This is a genomic window from Actinomadura formosensis (assembly GCF_050948385.1).
Lineage (GTDB): Bacteria > Actinomycetota > Actinomycetes > Streptosporangiales > Streptosporangiaceae > Spirillospora > Spirillospora formosensis.
In genome coordinates, this window is sequence record NZ_CP192011.1 from 2,655,587 (window position 1) to 2,680,208 (window position 24,622).

The following is a 24,622-nucleotide window of genomic DNA, read 5'->3' on the forward strand; positions in this document are numbered from 1 at the left end:
TTTCCGTGAAAAGGATCACCGCATGGCGACGGCGCCCGTGGGCGGGCTACGCCGTCGTGCTGGCGGCCCTGGTGGCGATCGGCGTGGTCTACGCCGGCTTCTCGCCGCGGACCGACCGCGCCGAGGCGCAGAGCACCGCGCAGGCCGCGGAGGACTTGAAGAACGGGCAGAAGCTGTTCGACAAGAACTGCGCGAGCTGCCACGGGCTGAACGCCCAGGGCACCAAGGACGCCCAGGGCAACGCGATCGCCCCCAGCCTCATCGGGGTGGGCGCCGCGTCGGTTGACTTCCAGGTCAGCACGGGACGCATGCCCGCGGCGAACCCCGGCGCGCAGGTGCCGCGCAAGACGCCGATCCCCACCTTCAACACCTCGATCAAGACCGACTACGAGGAGAAGGACAAGCGGGAGGCCGCCGAGAAGCAGAAGGCCCAGGCCGAGAAGAACCTCGCCGACCTGCGCGCCTACATCGCGTCGCTGGGCGGCGGCCCCGAGGTCCCGCCGGCCTCGGCCGTCGACCCGGCCAAGGGCAATGTGGCGCTCGGCGGGAAGCTGTTCCGCACCAACTGCGCGCAGTGCCACAGCTTCACCGGCCAGGGCGGCGCGCTGACCGGCGGCAAGTACGCGCCCCCGCTGTCCAAGAGCGACGTCACGCCCACCCAGATGTACGAGGCGATGCTGACCGGGCCGCAGGCGATGCCGGTGTTCAACGACACCACGCTGACGCCGCAGGACAAGCAGGCGATCATCTCCTACCTGGTGAAGACCCGCGAGGAGCCCAACCCGGGCGGTAACAGCCTCGGCCGCATCGGCCCGGTGACCGAGGGCCTGGCCGGCTGGCTGGTCGGCATCGGCCTGCTGGTCCTCGCGGCCATGTGGATCACCGCGAAGAAGCCGAAGAAGCTGAAGAAGTCATGAGCGACGACAACAAGGAGACCGCGGGCTCGACCGGCCCGCACGAGCAGGGCGGCCGGCGCGAACGCGTGATCGGCACGCCGTCCCCGGCGCGGGAGAAGGCGCTCCTCGCCGAGGACGACATCTCGGCGCCCGCGGGTGTGGGAGAGCAGCTCGACGAGCGGTCGGCCAAGCGCGCCGAGCGGATCGTCGCCGCGTTCTTCCTGCTCGCGTTCCTCGCCAGCGTGGTGTTCATCGCCTACTTCATCGGCTGGAGCGGCCGCGACGGCGGCATGCACGGCGTCACCGACGCCCGCGAGACCAACTTCTGGCTCGGCGGGACGATGGCGCTGGCGTTCCTCGCGATGGCGGTCGGCGTCACCATCTGGGTGCGCCGGCTGATGACCAGCAAGCCGATCGTCCAGGAGCGGCACGAGCTGGCCGCCGACGAGGCGTCCAGAGCGGCGTTCAACCGCGACTTCCTGGAGGGCGCGCAGGACAGCGGGATCACCAAGCGTCCGCTGCTGCGCCGCACGCTGCTGCTGGCCGCGGCGCCGCTCGGCCTGGCCCCGCTGGTGCTGCTGCGCGACCTCGGGCCGCTGCCGGAGAAGAAGCTCCGGCACACCTTCTGGGGCGAGGCGGTCAAGCTGGCGCAGGCCCAGGGCAAGAAGGGCGTCCGCCTGGTCGTGGACGGCACCAACAGGCCGCTCAAGGTCAGCGACTTCGCCACCCCCGGCTCGATGATCACCGTCCTGCCGGAGGGCATAGAGGAGCACCTGCCCGAGGACCAGGTCCTCACCCAGGTCGCCAAGGCGGTCACGATCCTCATCAACGTTCCGCAGGAGCAGTTCAAGCCTGCCAAGGGACGTGAGAACTGGCACGTCAACGGGGTCGTCGCGTACTCCAAGGTCTGCACGCACGTCGGCTGCCCGGCGGCCCTGTACGAGCAGACGACGCACCACATCCTGTGCCCGTGCCACCAGTCCACCTTCGACGCCACCGACGCGGCGAAGGTCATCTTCGGCCCGGCGGCCCGGCCGCTTCCGCAGCTGCCGCTGTCGGTCGAGGACGGTTACATCATCGCGACGAGCGACTATCACGAGCCCATCGGCCCGAGCTTCTGGGAGCGCGGATGAGCGAGGCGACAGCTCCGAAGGCGGTCGAGGCTCCGCTGACGTTCCTCGACGACCGTCTCGGTTCCACCACCTTCTTCAAGCGGAACATGAAGAAGGTCTTTCCGGACCACTGGTCGTTCATGCTGGGCGAGATCGCCCTGTACTCCTTCATCATCCTGCTGCTGACCGGGACGTTCCTGACGCTCTGGTTCAAGCCCAGCATGGGCGAGGTCGTGTACAACGGCTCGTACACGCACCTGCGGGGCGTGACGATGTCCGAGGCCTACGCCTCGACGCTGCACATCAGCTTCGACGTCCGCGGCGGACTGCTCATGCGGCAGATCCACCACTGGGCGGCGGTCCTGTTCATGGCGGCGATCCTGGCGCACATGCTGCGGGTGTTCTTCACCGGCGCCTACCGCAAGCCGCGCGAGCTGAACTGGCTGATCGGCATCGGCATGTTCACGCTCGGCATGCTGGAGGGCCTGTTCGGATACTCCCTCCCGGACGACCTGCTGTCCGGCACCGGCCTGCGGATCACACAGGGCGTGGCGGAGTCGATCCCGGTGGTCGGCACGTATCTCTACATGTTCCTGTTCGGCGGTGAGTTCCCCGGCCAGGACATCGTGCCGCGGCTCTACATGCTGCACATCCTGCTGATCCCGGGTCTGCTGCTCGGCATGGTCACCGCGCACATGATGATCATGTGGGTGCAGAAGCACACGGCGATGCCGGTGAAGAACCAGACCGAGCACCAGGTGTACGGCTACCCGTTCTACCCGGTCTTCATGGCCAAGACGGGCGCCTACTTCCTGTTCACGTTCGGTGTGCTGGCGCTGCTGGGGGCGTTCGCGCAGATCAACCCGATCTGGCTGTTCGGCCCGTACGACCCCGGTGCGATCTCCTCGGGCTCCCAGCCCGACTGGTACATGGGGCCGCTGGAAGGCGCGCTGCGCATCATGCCGAACTGGGAGATCACCGCACTGGGGCACACGCTCAGCCTGAACGTGCTGATCCCGGCGCTGGTGCCGCTCGGCATCATCTTCGGCGGCGCCGCGGCCTGGCCGTGGGTCGAGGCGTGGGTGACCGGCGACAGGCGGCACCACCACGTCAACACCCGGCCGCGCAACGCCCCGGTCCGCACCGCGACCGGCATGGCCGCCGTCGCCTTCTACGGGCTGCTGTGGCTCGCCGGCGCGAACGACATCCTGGCCGACAAGTTCCACATCTCGCTGTTCGCGACGACGTGGTTCTTCCGGGTCATGGTCTTCGTCGGGCCGTTCCTGGCGTTCATCATCACCAAGCGGGTCTGCCTCGGCCTGCAGCGCAAGGACGCCGACGTCATCGGGCACGGCGTGGAGAGCGGCGTGATCATGATGTCGCCGGAGGGGAAGTTCTCCGAGCGGCACGAGCCGGCCCGCGACGAGGAGAAGCAGGTCATCCTGTCCAAGGAGAACGCGCGGCTCCAGCCGCCGGCACGGGACGCCCGCGGCATCCCGGCGCCCGGCGCCAAGGGCCCGCTCGGGCACCTGCGCGCGCGGCTCAACCGCGCGTGGACCTTCGACGACATCCCCGTCGAGGAGCACGGGCACGGCGAGCAGGAGGAGATCGAGGGCGGCCGCACGTCGCAGGAGATCAGTCACTGACCGCCGCACGGCGCTAGGAGAGGCCCGTCACCGTCCGCGGTGGCGGGCCTCTCCTATGCTGGCGGGCGATGACCAAGACCCTGTTCGTCACCAATGACTTCCCGCCTCGTCCGGGCGGTATCCAGGCGTTCGTGCACGGCCTCGCGTCCCGCCGTCCACCGGGGTCGGTGGTCGTGTACGCGCCGGCGTGGAAGGGCGCCGCGAAGTTCGACGCGCGGCAGCCGTTCCCGGTCGTCCGGCATCCGGGCTCGCTGATGCTGCCGGAGCCGGGCGTGCTGCGCCGGGCCGCGGACGTGCTGCGCGCGCAGGGCTGCGACTCGGTCGTGTTCGGCGCGGCGGCGCCGCTCGGGCTGCTGGCCCCGGCGCTGCGGCGGCGCGGGGCCGGGCGGCTCGTCGGGATCACCCACGGCCACGAGGCGGGCTGGGCGGCGCTGCCGGTGGCACGGCGCCTCCTGCGCCGCATCGGGGACGATCTGGACGTGCTGACCTACCTGGGCGAGTACACGCGGTCCCGGATGGCGCGGGCGCTGTCGCCGGACGCGGCGGCGCGGATGGCGCGGCTCGCCCCCGGTGTGGACGAGAAAGTCTTCCACGCGGGCGCGGGCGGCGAGGAGATTCGGGCGCGGCACGGGCTGGCGGGGCGTCCCGTGGCGGTGTGCGTGTCCCGGCTGGTGCCGCGCAAAGGGCAGGACGCGCTGATCCACGCATGGCCGCACGTCCTTCGGCGGGTGCCGGACGCGGCGTTGCTCCTTGTCGGCGGCGGGCCTTACCGCGCAGAGCTGGAGCGCCTGGCCGCGTCCCTCGGGGTGGAGCGCTCGGTCGTCTTCACCGGCGGCGTGCCCTGGGAGGAATTGCCCGCCCACTACGACGCCGGCGACGTGTTCGCGATGCCGTGCCGTACCCGCCGCCGCGGCCTGGACGTGGAGGGGCTCGGCATCGTCTACCTGGAGGCGTCGGCGACGGGCCTGCCGGTGGTCGCGGGCGACTCCGGTGGCGCGCCCGACGCCGTCCTGGCCGGGGAGACCGGGGTCGTGGTGCCGGGCCGCTCGGTCGCCCGGATCATCGATGCCGTCGCCGGCCTCCTGGCGGATCCGGGCCGGGCCCGCGCCATGGGGGACAGAGGCCGCGCCTGGATCGAACGCGAATGGCGCTGGGAAATTCAGGCCGCCCGGCTGGGGCGCCTGCTGACGGGCTGAAATGGCAGGATGCGGCTATGGACATCGAGGATGCTTGGGTCCGCGTTCCGGGGGAGGCCGCCCGGTGGCTGCGCGAGCTGGATCCCGACCACGGCCATTCGGGGTTCGAGCCGCCGCGCCGCCCCGATGCCGCCTGGCTCCTGCACGCGATGTACGTGTGGGAGGAGGGTCTGGTCACCACGACGCACGACGATGTCCACCAGTCGGTGGCGGCGGCGGGGCTGGCCGGGTCGCCGGAGCCGGACGTCCCGGGCGACGTGGGCGACCTGCTGGAGGGCGCGATCGTCACCGGGGTGGAGCTCGGCCGCAGCGGCGACCCGGGCACGGGCTGGCGGCGGCTGCGCTGGCGGGAGCTCGCACGCGGCTTCGGTGAGCCGGTCGTCCCGGAGGGGGCGCTGCCGGGCAGCCGCTGCCTGCGGCAGGGGCATCCGGCGGGAAGCTGGTCGGCGGCGGTCCGGCCGCCCGCGGAGGGCTGCCTGGACCGGGAGGGCTGGTACCGGCTGATCGGGGTGCTGCTGCGGCACAGCCCGTCCGGTGCGGGGACCCGCTGCCTGGCGTACTACTGCCCGCTGGTCACCGCGGACTGGGAGGACGACACCGTCCTCGCGGGCCGTCTCGGTGACGCCGCCGCGCTGTACGACCATCCGGGCCTGGGCAGCTGCCCGTCCGACCTGTGGGCCGAGGACTGCTCGTGGGTCGTCTACTGCGACTGGGATCTGTGGGGGACGAAGGTCGTCGGCCCCACGTCCCTGATCGAGGTCCTGCTGACCGACCCGGAGTTGGAGGCCGTCCGCCTGCCCTGGACCCGCTGACCGGTTCCGCGGACCGCCCCTGCCAAGGTGGGGCGGTCCGCGGAATCCGTTGCTCGAATGCGTGAACATGTCATGGCCTTTGTGCGTACTGCTTTGGAGAGCACAACGGCCACGGGATAAGGCCGGCTCGTACGGATTTTTCGTGCCGTCTCGCTTTTGAGCGGTTCTTGGGGCGTATGCTCCCGAAGTGATCGAGCGGGTTCACCGAGAATCCGTTCCGGAATCGCGGTGGGAGCGGAGCGGGCTCCGACACCGCGGTTCCGGATGTCTCAGCAGGACGGCCGCCGGGCGGGAAGTTCGGCGGCACGGAACCGACCGGCGTTCGCCGAGCCTTTGTCTCCTCCACGGGAGAGGGCATGGCGCGACGCGATATCGGGCATGCGTCCCGGAGCAACACGCGTGTTTCAACGTGGGCGGAGACGCCCGCGCGCCCCTCATCGGGACCGGCGACCGGACAGGGGCGCCGGTCCGAGGAGCCCCAGTGGCCCGAAGGGTCCTGGTGGTCGCAGCAGCCGGACTGGACCGGGCGGGGGCGCAGGGCGTCCCGGCGTGAGCCGAGCCGGCGCGTGATGAAGCGGCGCGAGGCCGGGGCCCGCGCACGCCCGCACCGTCGGGCACGGCCGCGCCCCGGCCCGAAGGCGAGGCCGCCCCGCGGCAGGCACCCCACCGACCGGCTGGGCATCGGCGCGATCACGCTGACCGCCGTCGTCGGCCTGTCCCTGCTCGCCATCGCCGAGCGGGCGCTGCTGGACGGCGGCGCGTCCGGCGCCGTCGGCTCGCATCACTCGATGAAGTCGCCGGAGCCGGGCGCGGACACGCCCGCGCAGCCGCGGCGGCCGTCGCGGCGGCCCCCGGTGGCGGCGGCACGGGCACGGAGCCGGCCGGGCCGAGCCTGCGGGTGCTCGCCGCGCAGGTGCGCGGGCTCACCCTGGGCGAGCGCGGCGCCGCCGCCCGGCAGGACTACGGCGCCGCGCCGACCCGGCCCCCGATCGTGGGCGCCATCCGGACGAGCACCGACCGGACCTGGGTGTTCGGCACCACCGCGATCCCCGTCCCCGCGTCCAGCACCGCCAGCCCCGAGGTCGCGTTCTACGCGGCCCACTGGGCCGGTGGGCGGTGGCGGGTCGGGCTGTCGGGCGGCAGGGTGTTCGCCGCCCTGCTCCGCACGGTCCCCGCGGATGTGATACCGGTCTCGGAGGCGCGGCTGCTGCGCAGGTACGGGGCGGTCACCGCCGCGCAGGCCGCCGCCCTCACCCACGGCAGGGCGGGCGGCGGGCTGATGCTGCCGTGGAAGATCGGCCAGACCTGGGCGATGACGACCTCGGACGGCTCCACGTCCCCGCGTCCGCTCGGCTCGCTGGCGTTCTCCGGCGGGGACGGCCGCGTCCTCGCGGCCGGCGCCGGCCGCCTCTACCGGTTCTGCGCCGACCCGGCCGGCCGCGCGATGGTCATGCTGATCCACCCGAGCGGTCTCGCGACCACCTACTACCGGCTGCGGGACGTGACCCGGCTGCGCGACGGCACCGCCGTCGGGCGGGGCGCCGTGCTCGGCCGCACCGGCACCACGGTGCCGTGCGGCGGTGCCGGGGCACCCCGCGCCGAGATCGAGTTCGGCCTGCAAGACGGGACCGGTGCGGTCCCGCTGGACGGCGCCGAGATCGGCGGCTGGACGTTCCGGGAACGGGCCAGGCCGCTCCTCGGCTTCGCCGAACGAGGCGCGCTGCAAGTGCTCTCCGGGGGCCTGCTGGCCAACCTCGGCCCCGTCCCCGCGGCGGACGGCCCTTCGTCGCCGTCCCCGTCCCCGTCCCCGTCCTCCGGCGGGCCGCCGAAGGACGGTGCAGGACCGGCCGGCGCCCCGCCGGCGGCCGCAATAGAGAAGAGGAGCCCGAAAGGTGCGAATTCGCAGCAGTGATGATCCCGTGGTGCCCTCCTGGGCGCTGCGCATCGTGCTCGCCGGCGCGGTGCTGGTGCTCATCGGCGCGGCGACCCCGCCGGGAGCGGTCGCGGTCGCGAACGTGCGGTATTTCCTCGACTACTACGCCGGCGTCTTCGCGCTCGTCTCGCTGACGATCGCGGTGATGGGCGGGCTCCTGGCGACCGAGCGGCTGATCCTGAAGATCCGGCACCGGGTGCTCGCGCAGGCCGTGCACCACGCCTGCGCGGTGGTGGCGACGGCGACGCTGGTCGCGCACATCGTGGTGAAGGTCATGGACGGCCTCGCGTCCCCGGTCCAGATCGTCGTCCCGGACGGCGGTGCCATCGGAATCGGCACGATCGCGGCCGAGCTGATGTGCCTCATCGGGCTCACCGGCATGGTGCGCCCGCGGTTCGCGGTCCGCGGCAAGGCGTGGATGTGGCGGTCGCTGCACGTGTTCGCCTACGTCTGCTGGCCGCTGGCGATCGTGCACGGCCTGATCGCCGGCCGGTCCGCGGCGAACTGGGTGGTGCTCAGCTATGTGCTGAGCGCGGTGTTCGTCGTGCTCGCCCTCGTCACCCGCATGGTGGTGGTGTTCAAACCGCGCGAGGTGCACCGGGCCGGCGCCGGGACCGGTGTGTTCACCGGCCCTGACGGGGCCGGCCGGCGCCGTGACCGCCGCATGACGGCCGAGCGCGAGCACGCGCGGGGACGCGCCGCCGCGGCCGCCCGCGACCTCGGCGGACGCGACTCCGGCGACCCCCGGCAGACCGTCACCGACCCGCGCGGCATGCCGGTCACCGGGGCGGCCCGTGACACCGGGGTCCTGCGATGACCTCGGCCGTCACCGTCTCCAGCATCGGCGGCCCCCGGCTGACGCTCGGTTTCGACCGGTTCGACCGGCTGGACCTCGACCGGCATCTGGCGGTGCACGGCAGGCTCCGCGCGCCGGGGCTGGACGACCTGGTCCGCATGGCCGAGCAGGTCGACCTGCGGGGACGCGGCGGGGCGGGCTTCCCGCTCGCGCGCAAGCTGATGGCGGTCGCGGCGCGGGTCGCCCATCCGGCCGCCGACCGGACCGTGCTGCCCGGCGAGAAGGCCGGTGAGCGCCGCTCCAGCGAGGACGTCGTCGTGGTGAACGGTGCCGAGGGCGAGCCGGGCAGTGCCAAGGACAAGCTGCTGCTCCGCCGGGCGCCGCACCTGGTGCTCGACGGCGCGCAGATCGCCGCGTCCGCGCTCGGCACCCGGCGGATCGTGCTGGCCGTCGAGAGCGACGAGGCGGCCCGCTCGGTCCGCGCGGCGATCGGCGAGCGGCGGATGCCGGCCCGGGTCGTCCGGCTGACCGAGCGGTTCATCTCCGGGGAGAGCGGCGCGGTGATCCGCGCGATCAACGGGGAGACGCCGATCCCGCCGGGCGTGAAGGTCCGCGCGTCCGACTCCGGGGTGGACGGCTGCCCGACGCTGCTGTCCAACACCGAGACGTTCGCCCAGCTCGCGGTGCTGGTGTCGCTCGGTCCCGACCTGTACGCCTCGACCGGGACGGACGGCGAGCCCGGCACCACGCTGCTCACGGTCGGCGGGACCCGGGTCGTCGAGGCGCCGCTCGGCACCCCGCTGCGGACCGTCCTCGACCACTGCGAGGTGCCGCCGTCGCCGGGTGTGCTCGTCGGCGGCTACCACGGCATGTGGCTCGATCCGGCCGCCGTGTCGCGGGCGGTGCTGTCGCGCGCCGGGATGCGGCGCGTCGGCGGGACGGTCGGCGCGGGCATCATCCTGCCGCTGACGCGGGGCACCTGCCCGCTCGGCGAGGTCACCCGGATCGCGGCCTACCTCGCGGCGCAGTCCGCCGGGCAGTGCGGCCCGTGCCGGCTCGGGCTGCCCGACGTCGTCCGCTCCCTGCACACGCTCACCGAGGGCACCGGCACGGCGGAGGACGTCCGCCGCGCCGCCGGTGTCGGCCGGGGCCGCGGCGCCTGCACCCACCCGGACGGGACGGCGAAGTTCGTGCTGTCGGCGATGGAGGCGTTCGCCCCTCACATCGACGCGCACCGGTGGGACGGCGGCTGCGGCCTGTCGACCTACGGCGTGCTGCCGCTCCCGGTGCCCGACGGGTCGGAGGGGCGGGTGGCGATCGACTGGAGCCGGTGCGACGGGCACGGGCTGTGCGCCTACCTCGTCCCCGAGCTGATCCAGCTCGACCGGTACGGGTTCCCCGTGGTGCTCGGCACCGACATCCCGCCGTGGCTGGAGAAGGACGTGCAGAAAGCGGTCGCGATGTGTCCCGCCTTGGCGCTCCGCGTCGTCGGGGGGATGCCCCGGACGCCCTCGCGGCGGTGAATTCCCGGGGCGGAAGAACGACATCGGGTGGAAACGATGTGATCCGCACCGGCCGCGTCCGCGCGTGCCCGGCGCCCGGGCGTCCTACGATCGCGGCATGGACATCGTGATCGCGGGCGGGCACGGGCAGATCGCGCTGCGGCTGTCCCGGCTGCTGGCCGCACGGGGGGACACCGTGCGGAGCATCATTCGCGACCCCGGCCACGCCGGGGACGTCGGGGACACCGGCGCCCGGCCGGTGGTGTGCGACCTGGAGTCCGCGGACGCCGCCGAGGTCGCCGGCCACCTCACCGGGGCGGACGCGGTCGTGTTCGCCGCCGGCGCGGGACCCGGCAGCGGCGCGGCCCGCAAGGACACCGTCGACCGGGCCGCGTCCGTGCTGACGGCGGACGCGGCGGAGCGCGCGGGCGTACGCGGCTTCCTGCAGATCTCCGCGATGGGCGCGGGTGAGCCGCCCGCGCCGGGGCGCGGCGAGGCCTGGGAGGCCTACATCAGAGCCAAGGGCGCGGCCGAGGACGACCTGAGACGCCGCGACGCGCTCGACTGGCTGATCCTGCGCCCGGGGCGGCTCACCGACGACCCGGGCACCGGGCTCGTGCGGCTGGAGGAACCACCGATCGGGCGCGGCGCGGTGACCCGCGACGACGTGGCGGCGGTCATCGCGGCGCTGCTCGGCGCCCGCGACGTCCGGCGCCGTACGCTCGACCTGCTCAACGGCGGCACCCCGATCGCCGACGCCGTCGCCTCCCTGCGCCGGCCCGGCGGTCAGGAGGTGTAGAGGGAGTCGATCTCGGCGGCGAAGTCCTTCATCACCATGTTGCGCTTCACCTTCAGGCTCGGTGTCATGTGGCCGGCCTCCTCGGTGAAGTCGACGCCGAGGATGATGTGCTTCTTGATCGCCTCCGCGTGGCTGACCGACTTGTTGGCCTCGGCGACCGCGGTCTCGACCTCGGCGATGAGATCGGGATCGGTGCGCAGCTCCTCGATCGTCATCGCCGCGGGCTTGCCGTGCCGCGCCTTCCAAGGGCCGAGGGCCTCCTCGTCCAGGGTGACGAGCGCGCTGATGAACTTGCGGCCGTCGCCGACCACGAGGCACTGGCTGACCAGCGGATGCGCGCGGAGCCGGTCCTCCAGCGGAGCGGGCGCCACGTTCTTGCCCGCCGCGGTGACCAGGATCTCCTTCTTCCGGCCGGTGATCGTGAGGAAGCCGCCGTCGTCGAGGGAGCCGAGGTCGCCGGTGTGGAGCCAGCCGTCCTCCAGAGCCTCCTTGGTGGCGGCCTCGTTGTTCCAGTAGCCGCGCAGGACGTTGACGCCGCGGACGAGCACCTCGCCGTCGTCGGCGATGCGGATGTCCACGCCCGGGATCGGCCGGCCCACCGTGCCGATCTTGATCGCGGTGGGGCGGTTGACGCTGGCCGGCGCGGTCGTCTCGGTGAGGCCGTAGCCCTCCAGGATCGTGATGCCGACACCGCGGAAGAAGTGCCCGAGCCGCTCGCCCAGCGCGGCCCCGCCGGACACCGCGTACCGCACCTTCCCGCCGACGGCGGCGCGCAGCTTGCCGTACACGAGCACGTCGAACACCTTGTGCTTCGCCTTGAGCGCGAGGCCGGGGCCGCCCGCGTCCATGGCCCGGCTGTAGGCGATCGCGGTCTCGGCCGCCGCCTTGAAGATCTTGCCCTTGCCCTGCGCCGCGGCCTTCTGCTCGGCGCCGTTGTAGACCTTCTCGAACACGCGCGGGACGGCCAGCAGGAACGTCGGCTGGAAGGACGCGAGGTCGGGCAGCAGGTTCTTGATGTCGCTGTGCCCGAGGACGATGCCGGCCTCGATGGTGGCGACCTGGATCAGCCGGGCGAACACGTGGGCCAGCGGGAGGAACAGCAGGGTGGAACTGCCCTCGACGGCGATCTCGGCGATCGCGCCCTGCACGGCGTTGCGCGCGGTCGACACGAGGTTCCCGTGGGTGATCTCGCAGCCCTTGGGGCGCCCGGTCGTGCCCGAGGTGTAGACGAGCGTGGCGATGTCGGCGGCGGTACGGGACCGGCGGCGCTCCTCGGCCACGTCGTCGCCGACCTCCGCGCCGAGCCGGACGACCTCGTCGACGTCGCCCGCGTCGATGCCCCACACGTGCGCGAGGTCCGCCAGCCGGTCCCGGGCCTCGGTGATCCGCGCCACGTGCTCGGCGGTCTCGGCGAACACGGCCTTGGCGCCGGAGTCGCCGACGATCCACTCGATCTGCTCGGCGGACGACGTCTCGTAGATGGGGACGGAGATCGCGCCGGCCGTCCAGATCGCGTAGTCGAGGACGGTCCACTCCCAGCGGGTCCGCGACAGCAGGCACACCCGGTCGCCGGGCTCGATCCCGGCGGCCACCAGGCCCTTGGCGACCGCGGCGGCCTCGGCCGCGAACTCGGCGGCGGTGACGGCGCTCCACGCGTCGCCGCGCTTTCGGCGCGCCACGATCGTGCCGGGCTCCTCGGCGGCCCGGGTGAAGGGCGCGTCGGTCAGATTGGCGGAGTCGGAAACCTCCACCATCGCGGGGACGCTGAACTCGCGCACGGCCCACTCCCGTAGTCGGTGTTCCAGGTCGGCGGGAAGCCTCCGGGGCTTCCCGCACCCGAATGATACCCATGAGTAGGGATTTCTCCCTGCAACCGATCATGCCCGCCGGGCGGTGCGGGACACGCGCCGCCGGCTTAACGGCACGGCAAAGACCGCCCGCCCCGGCGCACTCGTTCTCCCGGGTGGTCCGCCCCATTAGAGTCGGTTCATGAGGATCCACGTGGTGAGCGACGTCCACGGCCGCGCGGACGCGCTGACGAGCGCGGCGGACGGCGCCGACGTCCTCATCTGCCTGGGCGACCTGATCCTGTTCATCGACTACCACGACCACGGGCAGGGGATCTTCGCCGAACTGTTCGGACAGGAGAACGCCGCCCGCTTCATCACGCTGCGCACCGAGAAGCGCTTCGACGAGGCGCGGGCGTTCTCCCGGAGCCTGTGGGCGTCGCTGGACGGCGACGCGTGGCCGCACATCGAGCGCGCGGTCGACCGGCAGTACGCCGACCTGTTCGCGGCCATGCCGGCCCCGGCGTACCTGACGTACGGCAACGTCGACGTCCCGCGCATGTGGGGCCCCCATCTGCGCGAGGGCCACCATGTCCTCGACGGGCAGACCACCGAGATCGGCGGGCTGCGGTTCGGGTTCGTCGGCGGCGGTCTCCGCACCGAGTACCGCACCCCCTACGAACTGGACGAGGAGACGTTCGCCGCCAAGGTCGAGGCCGTCGGGGAGGTGGACGTGCTGTGCTCGCACATCCCGCCCGCCGTCCCCGAACTGCTGTACGACACGGTGGCGCGCCGGTTCGAGCGGGGCAGTGAGGCGATCCTGGACGCGGTCCGCCGGACGCAGCCGAAGTACATGCTGTTCGGGCACGTCCACCAGCCGCTCGCGAGCCGGATCCGGATCGGCCGCACCGAGTGCGTGAACGTCGGGCACTTCCGCGCCCGCGGCGTTCCCTACGTCCTGACGGTGTGACGGATACCGTCTCTACGAAGAGCGGGTCCGGCCGCGGGCCCGACGACAGCCGGAGGGAGACGCAGATGGCGGACCGCACCAGTTCCTCCATCACGGTCAAGGCGGGCAAGGCCGAGATCATGGCGGTGATCGCCGATCTGGAGGCGTACCCGCGGTGGGCGAGCGGCATCCGCGAGTTCACCGTGCAGGAGACGGGGGAGGACGGCCGCGCGAAGCGCGCCAGGCTGACCTTCGACGGGGGCCCGTTCAGCGACACGGTCGGGCTCGCCTACGTCTGGGAGGGCGACGACCGGGTCACCTGGGAACTGGTGGAGCCGGGCACGGTCGTCACCGGCCTGCACGGCACCTATGACCTCGTCGAGGAGGGCGGCGTCACCGAGGTGACCTACGAGCTCGCCGTGGACGTCCGCATCCCCATGATCGGCATGGTGAAGCGCAAGGGCGAGAAGCGGATCATCGACTCGGCCCTCAAGGGCCTCAAGCGGCACGTCGAGCGCTGAACCCGGCACGGGGAGGCGGGTACCGTGCACGCCGGTGACAGATGGATGATGGAGCCATGAGCGACGACGCGGGCAGCGTATGGGACCGTGCCATCGCCGCCGAGGCGGGCCCGGAACCGGCCGCCGGGCCGGCCGCTCCGCCGGCCGCTCCGCCGGCCGCTCCGCCGGACGCGGAGCCGGACGCGGTGCGGCACCTGTGCGAGGCCGGGCGATCGCTGCTCGCGGCCGCGCGGGACGCGGCGGCCGCGCTCGACCGGACCCGGCCCTTACCCGGGAGGGAGAACCCTCCGGCTGAGGCGTCGAAGCGCCCGCGGGCGGGTACGTCCGATCGGTCGGGACGTGCGGAGCCGGGCGAGCCGTGGGCGGCCGCCACCGGCGGTCCCATCGACATCGGGTAGCGCGCAGTGGCTCCAGCCGGGCCGCGCGAGGAGGAGGAAGTGCTACATGGCCCTGACCATCGGCGTGGATGTGGGCGGTACGAAGGTGGCCGCGGGGGTCGTCGACGACCGGGGAACGATCCTGGAGAAGGTCCGCCGGCCCACCCCCTCGACGAACCCCAAGGAGACCGCCAAGACCATCGCCGAGGTCGTCGACCTGCTGAAGGGCAAGTACGACGAGGTGTCGGCCGTCGGCCTCGGCACCGCGGGCTTCGTCGACGAGGACCGTTCCACCGTGCTGTTCGCACCCAACCTCGCCTGGCGGGACGAGCCGATCAAGGAGAAGGTGGAGAGCCTGGTCGGGCTGCCGGTCGTCGTGGAGAACGACGGTAACGCGACCGCGTGGGGCGAGGCCCGGTTCGGCGCCGGCCGCGGCGAGGACTTCCTCGTCCTGGTGGCGCTCGGCACCGGCATCGGCGGTGGCATCATCCTGGGCGGCGAGCTGTACCGGGGCCGGTTCGGCATCGGCGCCGAGATGGGGCACTTCCGGGTCGTCCCGGACGGGCGCCGCTGCGGCTGCGGCAACCGCGGCTGCTGGGAGCAGTACGCGAGCGGCAACGCGCTGGTCCACGAGGCCCGCGACCTGGCCCGGGTGGCGCCCGCGATGGCGGGGCGGCTGCTGGAACTCGGCGGCGGCCGGCCGGAGGGCATCAGCGGACCGGAGGTGTCGCAGGCGGCCCGCGAGGGCGACAAGGCGGCGCTGGAATGCTTCCGGACCATCGCGCACTGGGCGGGGCAGGGCCTCGCCGACCTCAGCGCGATCCTGGACCCGGGCGCGTTCATCATCGGCGGCGGCCTGTCGGACGCCGGCGACCTGCTGCTCGACCCGGTCCGCGCCGCGTTCGAGGACGCGCTGACCGGACGTGGCCACCGCCCGCTGCCCGACATCCGCATCGCCGAGCTGGGGTCGGCGGCGGGCATCGTCGGCGCCGCGGACCTCGCCCGCGTCCGCCCGCTCCAGGACGTGGCCGTCCAGGCGTGACCGCCGTCCGGCTGCTGAGCTACAACATCCGTTCGCTGCGCGACGACGCGGCGGCCGTGGCGCGCGTCGTCCGCGCCGTCGCCCCCGACGTGCTGTGCCTGCAGGAGGTCCCGCGCTTCCGGGCGTGGCGCCTGCGGCGGCGCCGCCTGGCGAACGCGTGCGGCATGCGGATCGCGGCGGGACGGCGGGCCTGCGGGCTCGCCGTCCTGACCGCGCCCCACGTGCGCCGGGTGCACCGCGAGTTCCACCTGCTGACCCCCGACCGCGGGCTGCACCGCCGCGCCCTGGCGATCGCCGTCCTGGAGATCGGCGGCACCGGCGTCATCGCCGCGAGCACCCACCTGGACCTGGAGGACGCCCCGCGCCTGCGCCACGTCCACGAGATCCGCGCCCACCTCGACCGTGCCCGTGCCCGTTACGGCGCGCCCGCCGTCCTGGCCGGTGACTTCAACGAGGAACCGGGCGGCGGGTCCTGGTCACTGCTGACCGGCTGCTTCCGGGACGCCTACGCGACCGCCCCCACCGGCGGGGAGGCGACCTTCTCCGCCCGCAACCCGACCCGCCGCATAGACGCCGTCTTCGTCGACCCGGCGATCGGTGTGACGGCCTGCGGCGTCCCCCCGGACGAAACCGGCGACCACCCCCGGGCCACCGACCACCGCCCGCTCCTGGCGGACCTGCGCCTCGGCTAGACGACGGCCCCGTCGTCGGGGTCCCTCGGCTCGTCGCCCATGCGCAGGACGAGGGTGACGAAGCCGCCGATGAAGGCGGCGACGGCGAGGAAGGCGGCCCAGCCGGGCACCTCCCAGTCGAGGACGACGGTGACGAGCAGGTAGATGGGACCGCCGATCAGGGCGATCCAGGCGCCCTTGGTGAGCGGGTCGGCGCTCGGCAGCGGCGGGGGAGGGGGCGGGACGTAGTGCCCTTCCTCCTCATCATCATCGTCGTCGGGCGGGAACTCCGGCGGCTCCGTCGGCTTGATCACGCGGGCGCGGGGAAGGCGGCCGGAGCGGTCGTCGCCCTCCCGCGGGGGGTCGGCGGGCTCGCGGATGTTCTCCTCGTCCGGCCAGGGGGGCTCGCCCTCGGGGACGTCGTCGAAACCGGCGATGATCTCGGCCCAGATGGCGTCCTCGTCGCGTTCCGGGGGGCCGCCCGCGTCCGTCCCGGAGCCGCCCTCGGCGGGCTCGGCGAAGCCGGTCTCGGCGCGTTCGCCCTTCTCCGCGCGTTCGGCCTTCTCCGCGCGTTCGGCGGGCTCGGCGCGCTCCTCCGGGCCGCGGGCGGACGCCTCGCGCAGCCGGGCGAGGTGGACGCGCAGGATGCCCTCGGCGGCGGGCTTCATCTCGACGTCCACGTAGAGCCGGTCGAGGACGTCGCCGGACGCGGGTTCCACGACCGGCCCGCTGATCTCCGGCAGGCCGGTCGGCGACGCCGCGTAGGCGGCCACGCCGGCCTCGCCGAGCGCGGTGAGCATCGCGTCCGCCAGATGCGGGGCGAGGTCGACCAGTGGGGCGTAGGTGTCGGCTGACAGTCCATTGCCACGGCGATTCACGGGGCCGGCTCCTTCGACGACTCCGGCGTGACCGACAGCACCGGCATGGCGGCCTCCGCTTCCCCAACGACAGTGCGGTGCCCGGACGCGCCCGCCGCAGGCGGCGGCATTCCCGGACACCCCGAAACGTGTGTCCCACGGTATTCGCTGCGCCGCGTGGGACAAGCCCCCGGGTGCAACCGATTGAGATTCACCGTTCAGAGCCTACGTTCATTCCCGTCCCCGCCGCCGGGCGGACCGGTCCCGATTTGAGGGGTACCGGCCGGTAGAGCGGTAAGAGGGGGAATGGGAAGATGTCCCAACATCCCCCGTCGGCCAGGGGCCGATCGTGCTCGCCCCCGGGCACCGGTCCGAGGAAGGTGCCCGCATGCTGTGGTTCTGGATCCTGCTCAGGATCGTGCTCTCGCCGATCCTGTACCTCGGGTGGTGGCCGCGGAACAAGGGCATGCGCAACGTCCCGAAGCGGGGGCCGGCGCTGATGGTGAGCAACCACCTGTCGTTCGCCGACCACTTCTTCGGGCCGCTGCCGCTGATGCGCCCGATCTACTTCATCGGCAAGGGCGAGTACTTCACCGGCAAGGGGATCAAGGGGCTGATCAGCAAGGGGTTCTTCACCGGCGTCGGTGTGGTGCCCGTCGACCGGACCGGCGGGCCGGCGTCCGAGGCGGCGCTGCAGACCGGGCTGCGCATCCTCGCCGAGGGCAAGCTGCTCGGCATCTACCCGGAGGGCACCCGCGCACCCGACAACCGGCTGTACCGGGGCAAGACGGGGGTGGCGCGGCTGGCGCTGAAGTCCCGCGTCCCGGTGATCCCGATGGGGATGATCAACACGCATGAGCTGATGCCGCCCGGCCGGCCGTACCCGCGGCTCGGCGTACGGCCCGGCGTCCGGTTCGGCAAGCCGCTGGACTTCTCCCGGTTCTACGGCCGCGAGGACGACCACGAGGTGCTCCGGGAGATCACCGACGAGATCATGGAGGCGATCCGGGCGCTGTCCGGGCAGGAGTACGTCGACCGGTACGCCGCCGAGGTGAAGGCCGAACTGGCCGGCAAGCCGGTGCGGCCGGTGGAGGACGACAGCGGGCTGAGCGACCCCGGATGAGCGGAGCGGGCCGGGGGCGCGGGGGCCTGCCCGGCGGGGCGCGGGGATGAGGCGGGCGGGGACGGGCCCGGCGGGATTGGGGCTGGAGACCGCGCTGTGGCGGGCCGTGGCGGTCTACCGCGGGCTTGCGCTGGGCTACGCCGCGCTCGTGATCGCGATGAACTTCGACGGCTACGCCCATCCGGCCGGCGGGTGGGCGGTCCTCGCCGTCATGGCCGTGTGGACGGCCTACGCGGTGGCCGCGTTCGGTGATCCGCGCCGGCGCGGATGGCCGCTGCCGGCCGCCGACCTCGCCGTCGCCGCGAGCTGCGTGCTGGCGACCGCGTGGGTGGAGACGCCCGCGAACATCGCCGCGGGACGCCCGACGCTGCCGGTGTCGTGGGTGGCGGCGGCGGTGCTGTCGTGGGCGGTGGCGGGCGGGCGGCGGCTCGGCCTCACCGCCGCGCTCGTGCTGGCCGCCGCGAACCTGATGGTCCACGTCCTCGCCGGGACGGCCGGCGGCATCGGCGGCACCACGTTCAACGGCATCGTGCTGCTGGTTCTCGCCGGGCTCGTCGTCGGGCACGTCGTCCGGCTGGCGCTGGAGGCGGAGGCGCGGCTGGCGCGGGCCGTGGAGCTGGAGTCGGCCGGCCGGGAGCGGGACCGGCTGGCCCGCGGCATCCACGACTCGGTGCTGCAGGTCCTCGCGATGGTGCAGCGGCGCGGCGGTGAGCTGGGCGGCGAGGCGGCCGAGCTGGGCCGGCTCGCGGGCGAGCAGGAGGCCGCGCTGCGCGCGCTCATCGGCACCGGCCCGGCGGCGCCGATCTGCGTCCGCTGCTGACCGCGCACGCGTCCACGTCCGTCACGGTCTCGACGCCGGCGACGGAGGTGCCGCTGCCCGCGCACGCCGCCCGCGAGGTCGGGGCGGCCGTCGCGGCGGCACTGGACAACGTCCGGCGGCACTGCGGCGGCGGTGCCCGCGCCTGGGTGCTGCTGGAGGACGGGCCCGGCGGGGTCACCGTCAGCGTCCGCGACGACGGCCCCGGCATGCCCGCCGGGCGGTTGGACGAGGCGGCGGCGGACGGCCGGCTCGGCGTCGCCCAGTCCATCCGGGGCCGCATCGGCGACCTCGGCGGCAAGGTCACGATCTTCTCCGCGGAGGGTGAGGGCACCGAGATCGAGATGACCGTGCCCCGCCGCCCGGACGGGAGCGTCCCCGGCCCCCGGTCTTAGGGTGTGACCCGTGAGCCTGCGAGTCATGGTCGTGGACGACCATCCGATGTGGCGCGAGGCGGTCGCCCGCGATCTCGCCGAGGCCGGCCATGACGTGGTCGCGACCGCGGGGGAGGGCGGCGCGGCCGTCCGGATCGCCGCCGCCGCGCGTCCCGAGGTCGCGGTCGTCGACCTCCAGCTCCCCGACATGAGCGGTGTGGAGGTGACCCGCCACCTGGCCGCCGCAGACCCGCCCGTCCGGGTCCTGGTGCTGTCGGCGAGCGGCGAGCAGCAGGACGTCCTGGAGGCGGTGAAGGCGGGCGCGACCGGCTACCTGCTCAAGTCCGCGGCCCGCGAGGAGTTCCTGGACGCCGTCCGGCGAACCGGGGAGGGCGACGCCGTCTTCACCCCCGGCCTGGCCGGTCTCGTCCTCGGCGAGTACCGCCGGCTCGCCGCCGCGCCCGCCCGCGAGGAGGCGGACGCGCCGCGCCTGACCGACCGCGAGACCGAGGTGCTGCGGCTGGTCGCGAAGGGCCTGACGTACAAGCAGATCGCGCAGCGTCTCGTGCTGTCGCATCGGACGGTGCAGAACCACGTGCAGAACACCCTCGGCAAACTCCAGCTCCACAACCGTGTCGAACTCGTCCGCTACGCCATCGAGAAGGGCCTCGACCAGGAGGAATAGGCTGGATGAAGCACGGCCGGGGCCGATCCCGGCGGGCCTCGTGCGACAGGGCGATCTCACCGGCGCCGCGGCGCGGGAACTGGCGATGGCCGAGGCCGGGTGATCCCATGGCGCAAAGGCCCCGCCGCGGCTGTGCAAGGCCGGGCCACGGCGGCCGCCGGGGAAGTGGCGGCGCGGGGCGAACGGTGTGCCGCCGCCCGCGGCAGCGGCTATGGTCTAGACCAATGGCGGCACCGGGACGCCCGGCGGCCGCCCGGCCGTGTGCGGACGCATGGCCGGTCATTGGCAATCGAGGGAGGAGCCCGGTGGCGGGAGAAGGAGACGGCATGCGCGTCGGAGTGCTGACCGGTGGCGGGGACTGCCCCGGACTGAACGCGGTGATCCGCGCGGTCGTCCGCAAGGGCGTGCAGGTCTACGGCTACGAGTTCGTCGGCTTCCGGGCCGGCTGGCGCGGCCCTCTCGAAGGCGACACCATGGCCCTCGACGTGCAGGCCGTGCGCGGGATCCTGCCGCGCGGCGGGACGATCCTCGGCTCGTCCAGGACGAACCCGATCAAGGTCGAGGGCGGCATCGAGCGCATCAAGGACAACCTCGCCGGGCTCGGCGTGGACGCGCTGATCGCCATCGGCGGCGAGGACACCCTCGGTGTCGCGCGCGAACTGTACGCCGAGGGCGTCAACGTCGTCGGCGTCCCGAAGACGATCGACAACGACCTGAACGCGACCGACTACACGTTCGGGTTCGACACCGCGGTGAACATCGGCGTGGAGGCCGTCGACCGGCTGCACACCACCGCCGAAAGCCACCACCGCGCGCTGATCTGCGAGGTCATGGGCCGGCACGCGGGCTGGATCGCGCTGCACGTCGGCATGGCCGCGGGCGCCAACGTCATCCTCATCCCCGAGCGGCCCTTCGACATCCAGAAGGTCTGCGAGTACGTGGAGAGCCGGTTCAAGACCCGGTACGCGCCGATCATCGTCGTGTCCGAGGGCGCGCACCCCGTCGACGGGCAGATGCGGCTGCAGACCGGGGAGAAGGACTCGTTCGGGCACGTCCGGCTCGGCGGCGTCGGCCAGGCGCTCGCCGACGAGATCGAGGCGCGCACCGGCAAGGAGGCCCGCGCCACCGTGCTCGGGCACATCCAGCGCGGCGGCACCCCCACCGCGTTCGACCGCGTCCTCGCGACCCGCTTCGGTCTCCAGGCGATCGACGCCGTCAAGGACGGCGACTACGGCAAGATGGTCGCGCTGCGGGGCACCGACATCGTCCGCGTCGGGCTGGACGAGGCGACCAAGGAGCTGAAGACCGTCCCGCTGGAGCGCTACGCCGAGGCCGAGGTCTTCTTCGGCTGACCGGCCCTCCTGGCGGGAACACGGTTTCCGGGTCGCGGTGTTGGGTCCTGTGGGCCACACTGGAGACCCGCCCTTTACACGTTCCCGCCGGGAGGACCACGCATGACCACGCTCGACACCACGCCGGCGAAGGTCCGGGAGCACTCGCCGGTCGACGGCGAGCCGTGCGTGCTGCTCAAACTGGGCGAGGTCGTCCTCAAGGGCAAGAACCGCGAGCAGTTCGAGCGGCGGCTCGCCGACAACGTGCGCGCCGCAGTCCGGCCCATCGCCCGGGTGGACGTGATCCGGCGGCACGGCGTGTTCATCGTGCGCAAGCACGACGCCGACCTGGCCACCATGGAACGCGTCGCCCAGCGGATCACCGACGTCATGGGCATCGTGTGGGCGCACCGCGCCTGGCTGGTCGGCAAGGACCTCGCCAGCGTCGAACGCGCCGCCCTCGAACTCATGGACGGGCGGACCGGCACGTTCGCCGTCCGGTCCCGGCGCCGCGACAAGCGATTCCCGATGACCTCCACCGAGCTGGACCGGCACATCGGCGGCATCGTCGCCGAACGCTACGGCCAGCCCGTCAAGCTCAAGGACCCCGAGCACACCCTGTCGATCGAGGTCGACCGCGACGAGGTGTTCGTCTACTCCGGCGGCCTGCCCGGCCAGGGCGGACTGCCCGTCGGGATGAGCGGACGCGCCCTCGTGCTGATGTCCGGCGGCATCGACTCGCCCGTCGCCGCGTACCGGATGATGCGCCGCGGCCTGCGCGTCGACTACCTGCACTTCTCCGGTATGCCGTTCACCGGCCCCGAATCGATCTACAAGGCGTACGCGCTGGTCCGCGAGCTGGACAAGTTCCAGGGCGGGTCCCGGCTGCTCGTCGTCCCGTTCGGCAAGGCGCAGCAGCAGATCAAGGCGTCCGGCGCGGACCGGCTCGCCGTGATCGCGCAGCGCCGGCTGATGCTGCGCACCGGGGAGGTCCTCGCCCGCCGGCTGCGCGGCGGCGCGCTCATCACGGGCGACGCGCTGGGCCAGGTGTCCAGCCAGACGCTCACCAACATCACGGCGCTGGACGACGCCGTGCAGATGCCCGTCCTGCGGCCCCTCGTCGGCATGGACAAGGTCGAGATCATGGACCAGGCGCGCCGCATCCGCACCCTGTCGATCTCCGAGCTGCCGGACGAGGACTGCTGCACCCTGCTCGCGCCCCGCCGCGCCGAGACCAAGGCCAAGATCGACGACCTGCGGCAGATCGAGAAGCGCCTCGACGCCGGCGAACTCGCCGACCAGCTCGCCGACTCCGTCCAGGAGCACCGCCCCGCCTACGCCGGCCCCGCCGCCTGACGGTTCCTTGCGGGGGTCCCGGAGGGACCGGGTTCAGCGCGCGTCGAAGTCCGTCGGACGGGGCGGCTCGGGGCCGCCCGAGCCCATCAGGGTGATCCGCTCGATGCGGACGATGCGGACGATGCGGAACCGGCGGCCGGCGACCGCGATGCCGTTGCGGCGGGTCTCGCCCTCCAGCAGCGCCGCCGCCTCGGCGAACCGGGCCACGTCCGTGTGGGCCGGGCTCTCCACCGCCGGCACCACATGCCGGAAGTAGGTGATCAGCGCCTCGCGGGCCTGCTGCGGCGCGTCGTGCAGCCGGCCGACCGGATGCCAGCGCCGCTCACCGCGCTCGGCCACCGTGAACACGGGCGCCAGCGCGACCGGGGTGCGGAACGTCCTGGACGGCTCGTCGCCCGGTGCCGGGGCCGCGTCCAGCATCTGGCCCAGCAGCTCCGCGGTCGCGAAGCCGGACGCCGGGCCCTGCTCGGGCAGCAGCTCATGCGGCCGGCCCCGCCGAACCCGGTGGTCGGCGGGCAGCGGGTCCAGATCCGTCGGGCGGGGCGGTTCGGGCCCGTCCGGGCCGATGCGGATCCGCTGCTCGATCCGCACGATCCGGAACCGCCGCCCGCCCGCGGTCAGCTCGTCGGCCGGCCCGCGGCGCAGCGTCCGCGCCGCGGCGCGCAGCTCGTGCGCCTGTGCGCCGTCCGCGCCGTCCGCCTGGTCCTCCAGCCGGTCGGCGAGCAGCTCGCGCGCGCCCTGCGGCAGCGGGTCGCAGGGGCACACGATCTGCCAGCCTCCGGGGACGTGCTCCGCGGCCGTGAACAGGGTGCCCACGACCACGAGCTCCGGATAGGCGGAGAGGGCGCGGCGCGCGTCCGCGAGCATCACCGCGGCGACCGGATCGACGCCGTCCAGATCGTCGGGGAACAGCCGCCCTCCGGCGTCACCATCGCCCGTTGTCATGCCGGACATCATCCCCGCCGCGCCCGTCCCGGCCAATGGTTCAGACCATTTTGTTACCGGCGCGTTTTCCGCCGGGCCGGCAGCACGAGCACGACCAGGCTCGCCGCCAGCAGCGCGAGGCCGCCGACCGCGGCGGTGTCGAGCCGCTCGCCCAGCAGGGCCGTGCCGAGGACCGCGGCCACCGCCGGCTCCGCCAGCGTCAGCGTCGTCGCCGTCGTGGCCGGGGTGGTGCGCAGGCCCCGCGCGAACAGCAGATAGCCGCCACCCGTGGTGATCACGCCGAGGTAGAGCGCGATCAGCGCGCCGGACCCGGTGAGCAGCCACCCGGAACCGGAGAACAGGGTCGGCGCCAGCAGGACGGCCGCCGCGGTGAACATCGCCCCGGCGACGGCCCGGTCCTCCTCGCCCCGCGTGATGAGGACGGACGCGACCGTCGCGTACACCGCGTACGCCAGCCCGGACAGCAGCGCGAGGGCGACGCCGGCCGGTTCGACGCCCGCGTCCCGGCCGCCGCCGACCAGCAGGGCGCAGCCGGCGACGGCCCCCGCCGTCGCGATCGCCCAGCGGCCGGCCGGTCCGGGGCGCCGGGTCAGCAGCCCGATCACGCCCGCGAACGCGGGCGCGCTGCCGATCGTGACGACGGTGCCGACCGCCACCCCGGTGCGGCCGACGGCGAGGAAGAACGCGACCTGGTACACCACGATCGTGACCGCGCCGAGGCCGATGAGCGGCAGGTTGCGGCGGTCGCCGAGCAGCCGGCGCAGCCCGGCGCCGCGGCGCGCGCACGCGAAGGCGAGCAGCACCAGGCCGCCGATGACGATGCGGATCGCGGCGACCGAGAGCGCCGACGCGTCGCCGGCGAACGTGCGGACGGTCCCGGTCGTCCCCCACAGGGACGCCGCCAGCAGGATGTCGCCGCCGAGCCGGGGGCGGGCGGACGCGGCCCGCCGTGGCGCGCGCCGGACGGAGGTGTTCTGTGACACGAAGGCTCCTGACCTCGAATCGGAAGGAAGAATCCGGATTCGGGGCGCAGGAGGACGCGGCCGGGCGCATACCCGCGCCGGGCCGTGTCAGAACTCGGCAAGAGTGCGGTCG

Annotated in this window: 24 protein-coding genes; 20 read left to right on the forward strand and 4 right to left on the reverse strand. The window is 73.5% G+C overall.

Annotated elements, in window-relative coordinates; translation table 11 throughout:
- Positions 1–5 precede the first annotated feature (5 nt).
- The 9 genes from qcrC (at position 6) to ACQP1N_RS12605 (ending at position 10,692) form a co-directional block, all read left to right on the forward strand.
- The gene (qcrC, locus tag ACQP1N_RS12565) at positions 6–917 is read left to right on the forward strand and encodes a cytochrome bc1 complex diheme cytochrome c subunit (protein ID WP_067794354.1); all 912 of its coding nucleotides are present in this window, start codon (positions 6–8) and stop codon (positions 915–917) included.
- Positions 914–2,029, forward strand: a complete 1,116-nt coding sequence (qcrA, locus tag ACQP1N_RS12570) for a cytochrome bc1 complex Rieske iron-sulfur subunit (RefSeq protein WP_067794356.1) — start codon at positions 914–916, stop codon at positions 2,027–2,029. Before qcrC ends, qcrA begins: the two co-directional genes overlap by 4 nt.
- Positions 2,026–3,654 (forward strand): cytochrome bc1 complex cytochrome b subunit, encoded by a 1,629-nt coding sequence (gene qcrB / locus ACQP1N_RS12575; protein ID WP_433231340.1) that lies wholly within the window; start codon positions 2,026–2,028, stop codon positions 3,652–3,654. The genes qcrA and qcrB overlap by 4 nt, the downstream gene beginning before the upstream one ends.
- 68 nt (positions 3,655–3,722) lie before the next feature.
- Positions 3,723–4,850, forward strand: coding sequence for a glycosyltransferase family 4 protein (locus ACQP1N_RS12580; RefSeq protein WP_433231342.1), 1,128 nt, complete (start codon positions 3,723–3,725; stop codon positions 4,848–4,850).
- Between the two features lie 17 nt (positions 4,851–4,867).
- On the forward strand, positions 4,868–5,662 hold the full coding sequence (locus ACQP1N_RS12585) for a hypothetical protein (RefSeq protein ID WP_433231344.1): 795 nt from the start codon (positions 4,868–4,870) through the stop codon (positions 5,660–5,662).
- A gap of 898 nt (positions 5,663–6,560) precedes the next feature.
- Positions 6,561–7,574 (forward strand): hypothetical protein, encoded by a 1,014-nt coding sequence (locus ACQP1N_RS12590; RefSeq protein ID WP_433231347.1) that lies wholly within the window; start codon positions 6,561–6,563, stop codon positions 7,572–7,574.
- Complete coding sequence (locus tag ACQP1N_RS12595; protein WP_433231350.1) at positions 7,555–8,412, forward strand: hypothetical protein; 858 nt, start codon at positions 7,555–7,557, stop codon at positions 8,410–8,412. Before ACQP1N_RS12590 ends, ACQP1N_RS12595 begins: the two co-directional genes overlap by 20 nt.
- A complete protein-coding gene (locus ACQP1N_RS12600) occupies positions 8,409–9,914 on the forward strand; it encodes an NADH-quinone oxidoreductase subunit NuoF family protein (protein ID WP_067794367.1) in 1,506 nt (501 codons plus the stop codon). Before ACQP1N_RS12595 ends, ACQP1N_RS12600 begins: the two co-directional genes overlap by 4 nt.
- Before the next feature lie 97 nt (positions 9,915–10,011).
- Positions 10,012–10,692 (forward strand): NAD(P)-binding oxidoreductase, encoded by a 681-nt coding sequence (locus tag ACQP1N_RS12605; RefSeq protein ID WP_433231353.1) that lies wholly within the window; start codon positions 10,012–10,014, stop codon positions 10,690–10,692.
- On the opposite strand, the gene ACQP1N_RS12610 is transcribed toward ACQP1N_RS12605, so the two are convergent.
- Entirely contained in the window at positions 10,680–12,470 is a 1,791-nt protein-coding gene (locus ACQP1N_RS12610) for an AMP-dependent synthetase/ligase (protein ID WP_067794369.1), read from the reverse strand. The two genes, ACQP1N_RS12605 and ACQP1N_RS12610, sit on opposite strands and share 13 nt — an antisense overlap.
- A 211-nt stretch (positions 12,471–12,681) precedes the next feature.
- Between ACQP1N_RS12610 and ACQP1N_RS12615 the strand changes: the two genes are divergently transcribed.
- The 5 genes from ACQP1N_RS12615 to ACQP1N_RS12635 all read left to right on the forward strand — a co-directional run bounded on the left by ACQP1N_RS12615 (position 12,682) and on the right by ACQP1N_RS12635 (position 16,060).
- Positions 12,682–13,449 (forward strand): metallophosphoesterase family protein, encoded by a 768-nt coding sequence (locus ACQP1N_RS12615; protein ID WP_067794371.1) that lies wholly within the window; start codon positions 12,682–12,684, stop codon positions 13,447–13,449.
- A 65-nt stretch (positions 13,450–13,514) separates the two neighbouring features.
- Complete coding sequence (locus tag ACQP1N_RS12620) at positions 13,515–13,949, forward strand: SRPBCC family protein (protein WP_067794373.1); 435 nt, start codon at positions 13,515–13,517, stop codon at positions 13,947–13,949.
- A 56-nt stretch (positions 13,950–14,005) separates the two neighbouring features.
- Complete coding sequence (locus tag ACQP1N_RS12625) at positions 14,006–14,347, forward strand: hypothetical protein (RefSeq protein WP_433231358.1); 342 nt, start codon at positions 14,006–14,008, stop codon at positions 14,345–14,347.
- A 46-nt stretch (positions 14,348–14,393) separates the two neighbouring features.
- Entirely contained in the window at positions 14,394–15,368 is a 975-nt protein-coding gene (locus ACQP1N_RS12630; protein WP_067794377.1) for an ROK family glucokinase, read from the forward strand.
- Complete coding sequence (locus ACQP1N_RS12635; protein WP_067794379.1) at positions 15,365–16,060, forward strand: endonuclease/exonuclease/phosphatase family protein; 696 nt, start codon at positions 15,365–15,367, stop codon at positions 16,058–16,060. Before ACQP1N_RS12630 ends, ACQP1N_RS12635 begins: the two co-directional genes overlap by 4 nt.
- On the opposite strand, the gene ACQP1N_RS12640 is transcribed toward ACQP1N_RS12635, so the two are convergent.
- Entirely contained in the window at positions 16,057–16,917 is an 861-nt protein-coding gene (locus ACQP1N_RS12640; protein WP_433231361.1) for a hypothetical protein, read from the reverse strand. The genes ACQP1N_RS12635 and ACQP1N_RS12640 overlap by 4 nt on opposite strands.
- A gap of 367 nt (positions 16,918–17,284) precedes the next feature.
- Between ACQP1N_RS12640 and ACQP1N_RS12645 the strand changes: the two genes are divergently transcribed.
- From ACQP1N_RS12645 to thiI, 6 genes are all read left to right on the forward strand, one after another.
- Positions 17,285–18,019, forward strand: coding sequence for a lysophospholipid acyltransferase family protein (locus ACQP1N_RS12645; RefSeq protein WP_067794383.1), 735 nt, complete (start codon positions 17,285–17,287; stop codon positions 18,017–18,019).
- A 46-nt stretch (positions 18,020–18,065) separates the two neighbouring features.
- Complete coding sequence (locus ACQP1N_RS12650; protein WP_433231364.1) at positions 18,066–18,839, forward strand: DUF5931 domain-containing protein; 774 nt, start codon at positions 18,066–18,068, stop codon at positions 18,837–18,839.
- A 47-nt stretch (positions 18,840–18,886) separates the two neighbouring features.
- Positions 18,887–19,231 carry a sensor histidine kinase gene (locus tag ACQP1N_RS12655; protein WP_433231366.1) on the forward strand — a complete coding sequence of 115 codons (345 nt, stop codon included), beginning with the start codon at positions 18,887–18,889 and terminating at the stop codon, positions 19,229–19,231.
- A 25-nt stretch (positions 19,232–19,256) separates the two neighbouring features.
- Positions 19,257–19,895, forward strand: coding sequence for a response regulator (locus ACQP1N_RS12660; RefSeq protein ID WP_174548831.1), 639 nt, complete (start codon positions 19,257–19,259; stop codon positions 19,893–19,895).
- Positions 19,896–20,221: 326 nt separating this feature from the next.
- Positions 20,222–21,247: a 6-phosphofructokinase gene (locus tag ACQP1N_RS12665; RefSeq protein WP_067794389.1), complete on the forward strand. Its 1,026-nt coding sequence runs from the start codon at positions 20,222–20,224 to the stop codon at positions 21,245–21,247.
- A 102-nt stretch (positions 21,248–21,349) separates the two neighbouring features.
- On the forward strand, positions 21,350–22,582 hold the full coding sequence (gene thiI, locus ACQP1N_RS12670; RefSeq protein WP_433231369.1) for a tRNA uracil 4-sulfurtransferase ThiI: 1,233 nt from the start codon (positions 21,350–21,352) through the stop codon (positions 22,580–22,582).
- A gap of 33 nt (positions 22,583–22,615) precedes the next feature.
- Here thiI and ACQP1N_RS12675 read toward each other — a convergent pair whose 3' ends face one another.
- Both ACQP1N_RS12675 and ACQP1N_RS12680 read right to left on the reverse strand, forming a co-directional pair.
- Entirely contained in the window at positions 22,616–23,527 is a 912-nt protein-coding gene (locus ACQP1N_RS12675; protein WP_433231371.1) for a DUF5954 family protein, read from the reverse strand.
- A 53-nt stretch (positions 23,528–23,580) separates the two neighbouring features.
- The gene (locus tag ACQP1N_RS12680) at positions 23,581–24,510 is read right to left on the reverse strand and encodes a DMT family transporter (protein WP_067794395.1); all 930 of its coding nucleotides are present in this window, start codon (positions 24,508–24,510) and stop codon (positions 23,581–23,583) included.
- Between the last annotated feature and the right edge of the window lie 112 nt (positions 24,511–24,622).

Bases quoted from the DNA above. Each gene is read 5' to 3' on its own strand.
- ACQP1N_RS12580 (WP_433231342.1), top strand. From the start codon at position 3,723: ATGACCAAGACCCTGTTCGTCACCAATGACTTCCCGCCTCGTCCGGGC.
- ACQP1N_RS12605 (WP_433231353.1), top strand. From the start codon at position 10,012: ATGGACATCGTGATCGCGGGCGGGCACGGGCAGATCGCGCTGCGGCTG.
- ACQP1N_RS12645 (WP_067794383.1), top strand. From the start codon at position 17,285: ATGCTGTGGTTCTGGATCCTGCTCAGGATCGTGCTCTCGCCGATCCTG.
- thiI (WP_433231369.1), top strand. From the start codon at position 21,350: ATGACCACGCTCGACACCACGCCGGCGAAGGTCCGGGAGCACTCGCCG.
- ACQP1N_RS12630 (WP_067794377.1), top strand. From the start codon at position 14,394: ATGGCCCTGACCATCGGCGTGGATGTGGGCGGTACGAAGGTGGCCGCG.
- ACQP1N_RS12660 (WP_174548831.1), top strand. From the start codon at position 19,257: ATGGTCGTGGACGACCATCCGATGTGGCGCGAGGCGGTCGCCCGCGAT.
- ACQP1N_RS12585 (WP_433231344.1), top strand. From the start codon at position 4,868: ATGGACATCGAGGATGCTTGGGTCCGCGTTCCGGGGGAGGCCGCCCGG.
- ACQP1N_RS12600 (WP_067794367.1), top strand. From the start codon at position 8,409: ATGACCTCGGCCGTCACCGTCTCCAGCATCGGCGGCCCCCGGCTGACG.
- ACQP1N_RS12675 (WP_433231371.1), bottom strand. From the start codon at position 23,527: ATGACAACGGGCGATGGTGACGCCGGAGGGCGGCTGTTCCCCGACGAT.
- ACQP1N_RS12615 (WP_067794371.1), top strand. From the start codon at position 12,682: ATGAGGATCCACGTGGTGAGCGACGTCCACGGCCGCGCGGACGCGCTG.
- ACQP1N_RS12650 (WP_433231364.1), top strand. From the start codon at position 18,066: ATGAGGCGGGCGGGGACGGGCCCGGCGGGATTGGGGCTGGAGACCGCG.
- ACQP1N_RS12620 (WP_067794373.1), top strand. From the start codon at position 13,515: ATGGCGGACCGCACCAGTTCCTCCATCACGGTCAAGGCGGGCAAGGCC.
- ACQP1N_RS12625 (WP_433231358.1), top strand. From the start codon at position 14,006: ATGAGCGACGACGCGGGCAGCGTATGGGACCGTGCCATCGCCGCCGAG.
- qcrB (WP_433231340.1), top strand. From the start codon at position 2,026: ATGAGCGAGGCGACAGCTCCGAAGGCGGTCGAGGCTCCGCTGACGTTC.
- ACQP1N_RS12665 (WP_067794389.1), top strand. From the start codon at position 20,222: ATGCGCGTCGGAGTGCTGACCGGTGGCGGGGACTGCCCCGGACTGAAC.
- qcrA (WP_067794356.1), top strand. From the start codon at position 914: ATGAGCGACGACAACAAGGAGACCGCGGGCTCGACCGGCCCGCACGAG.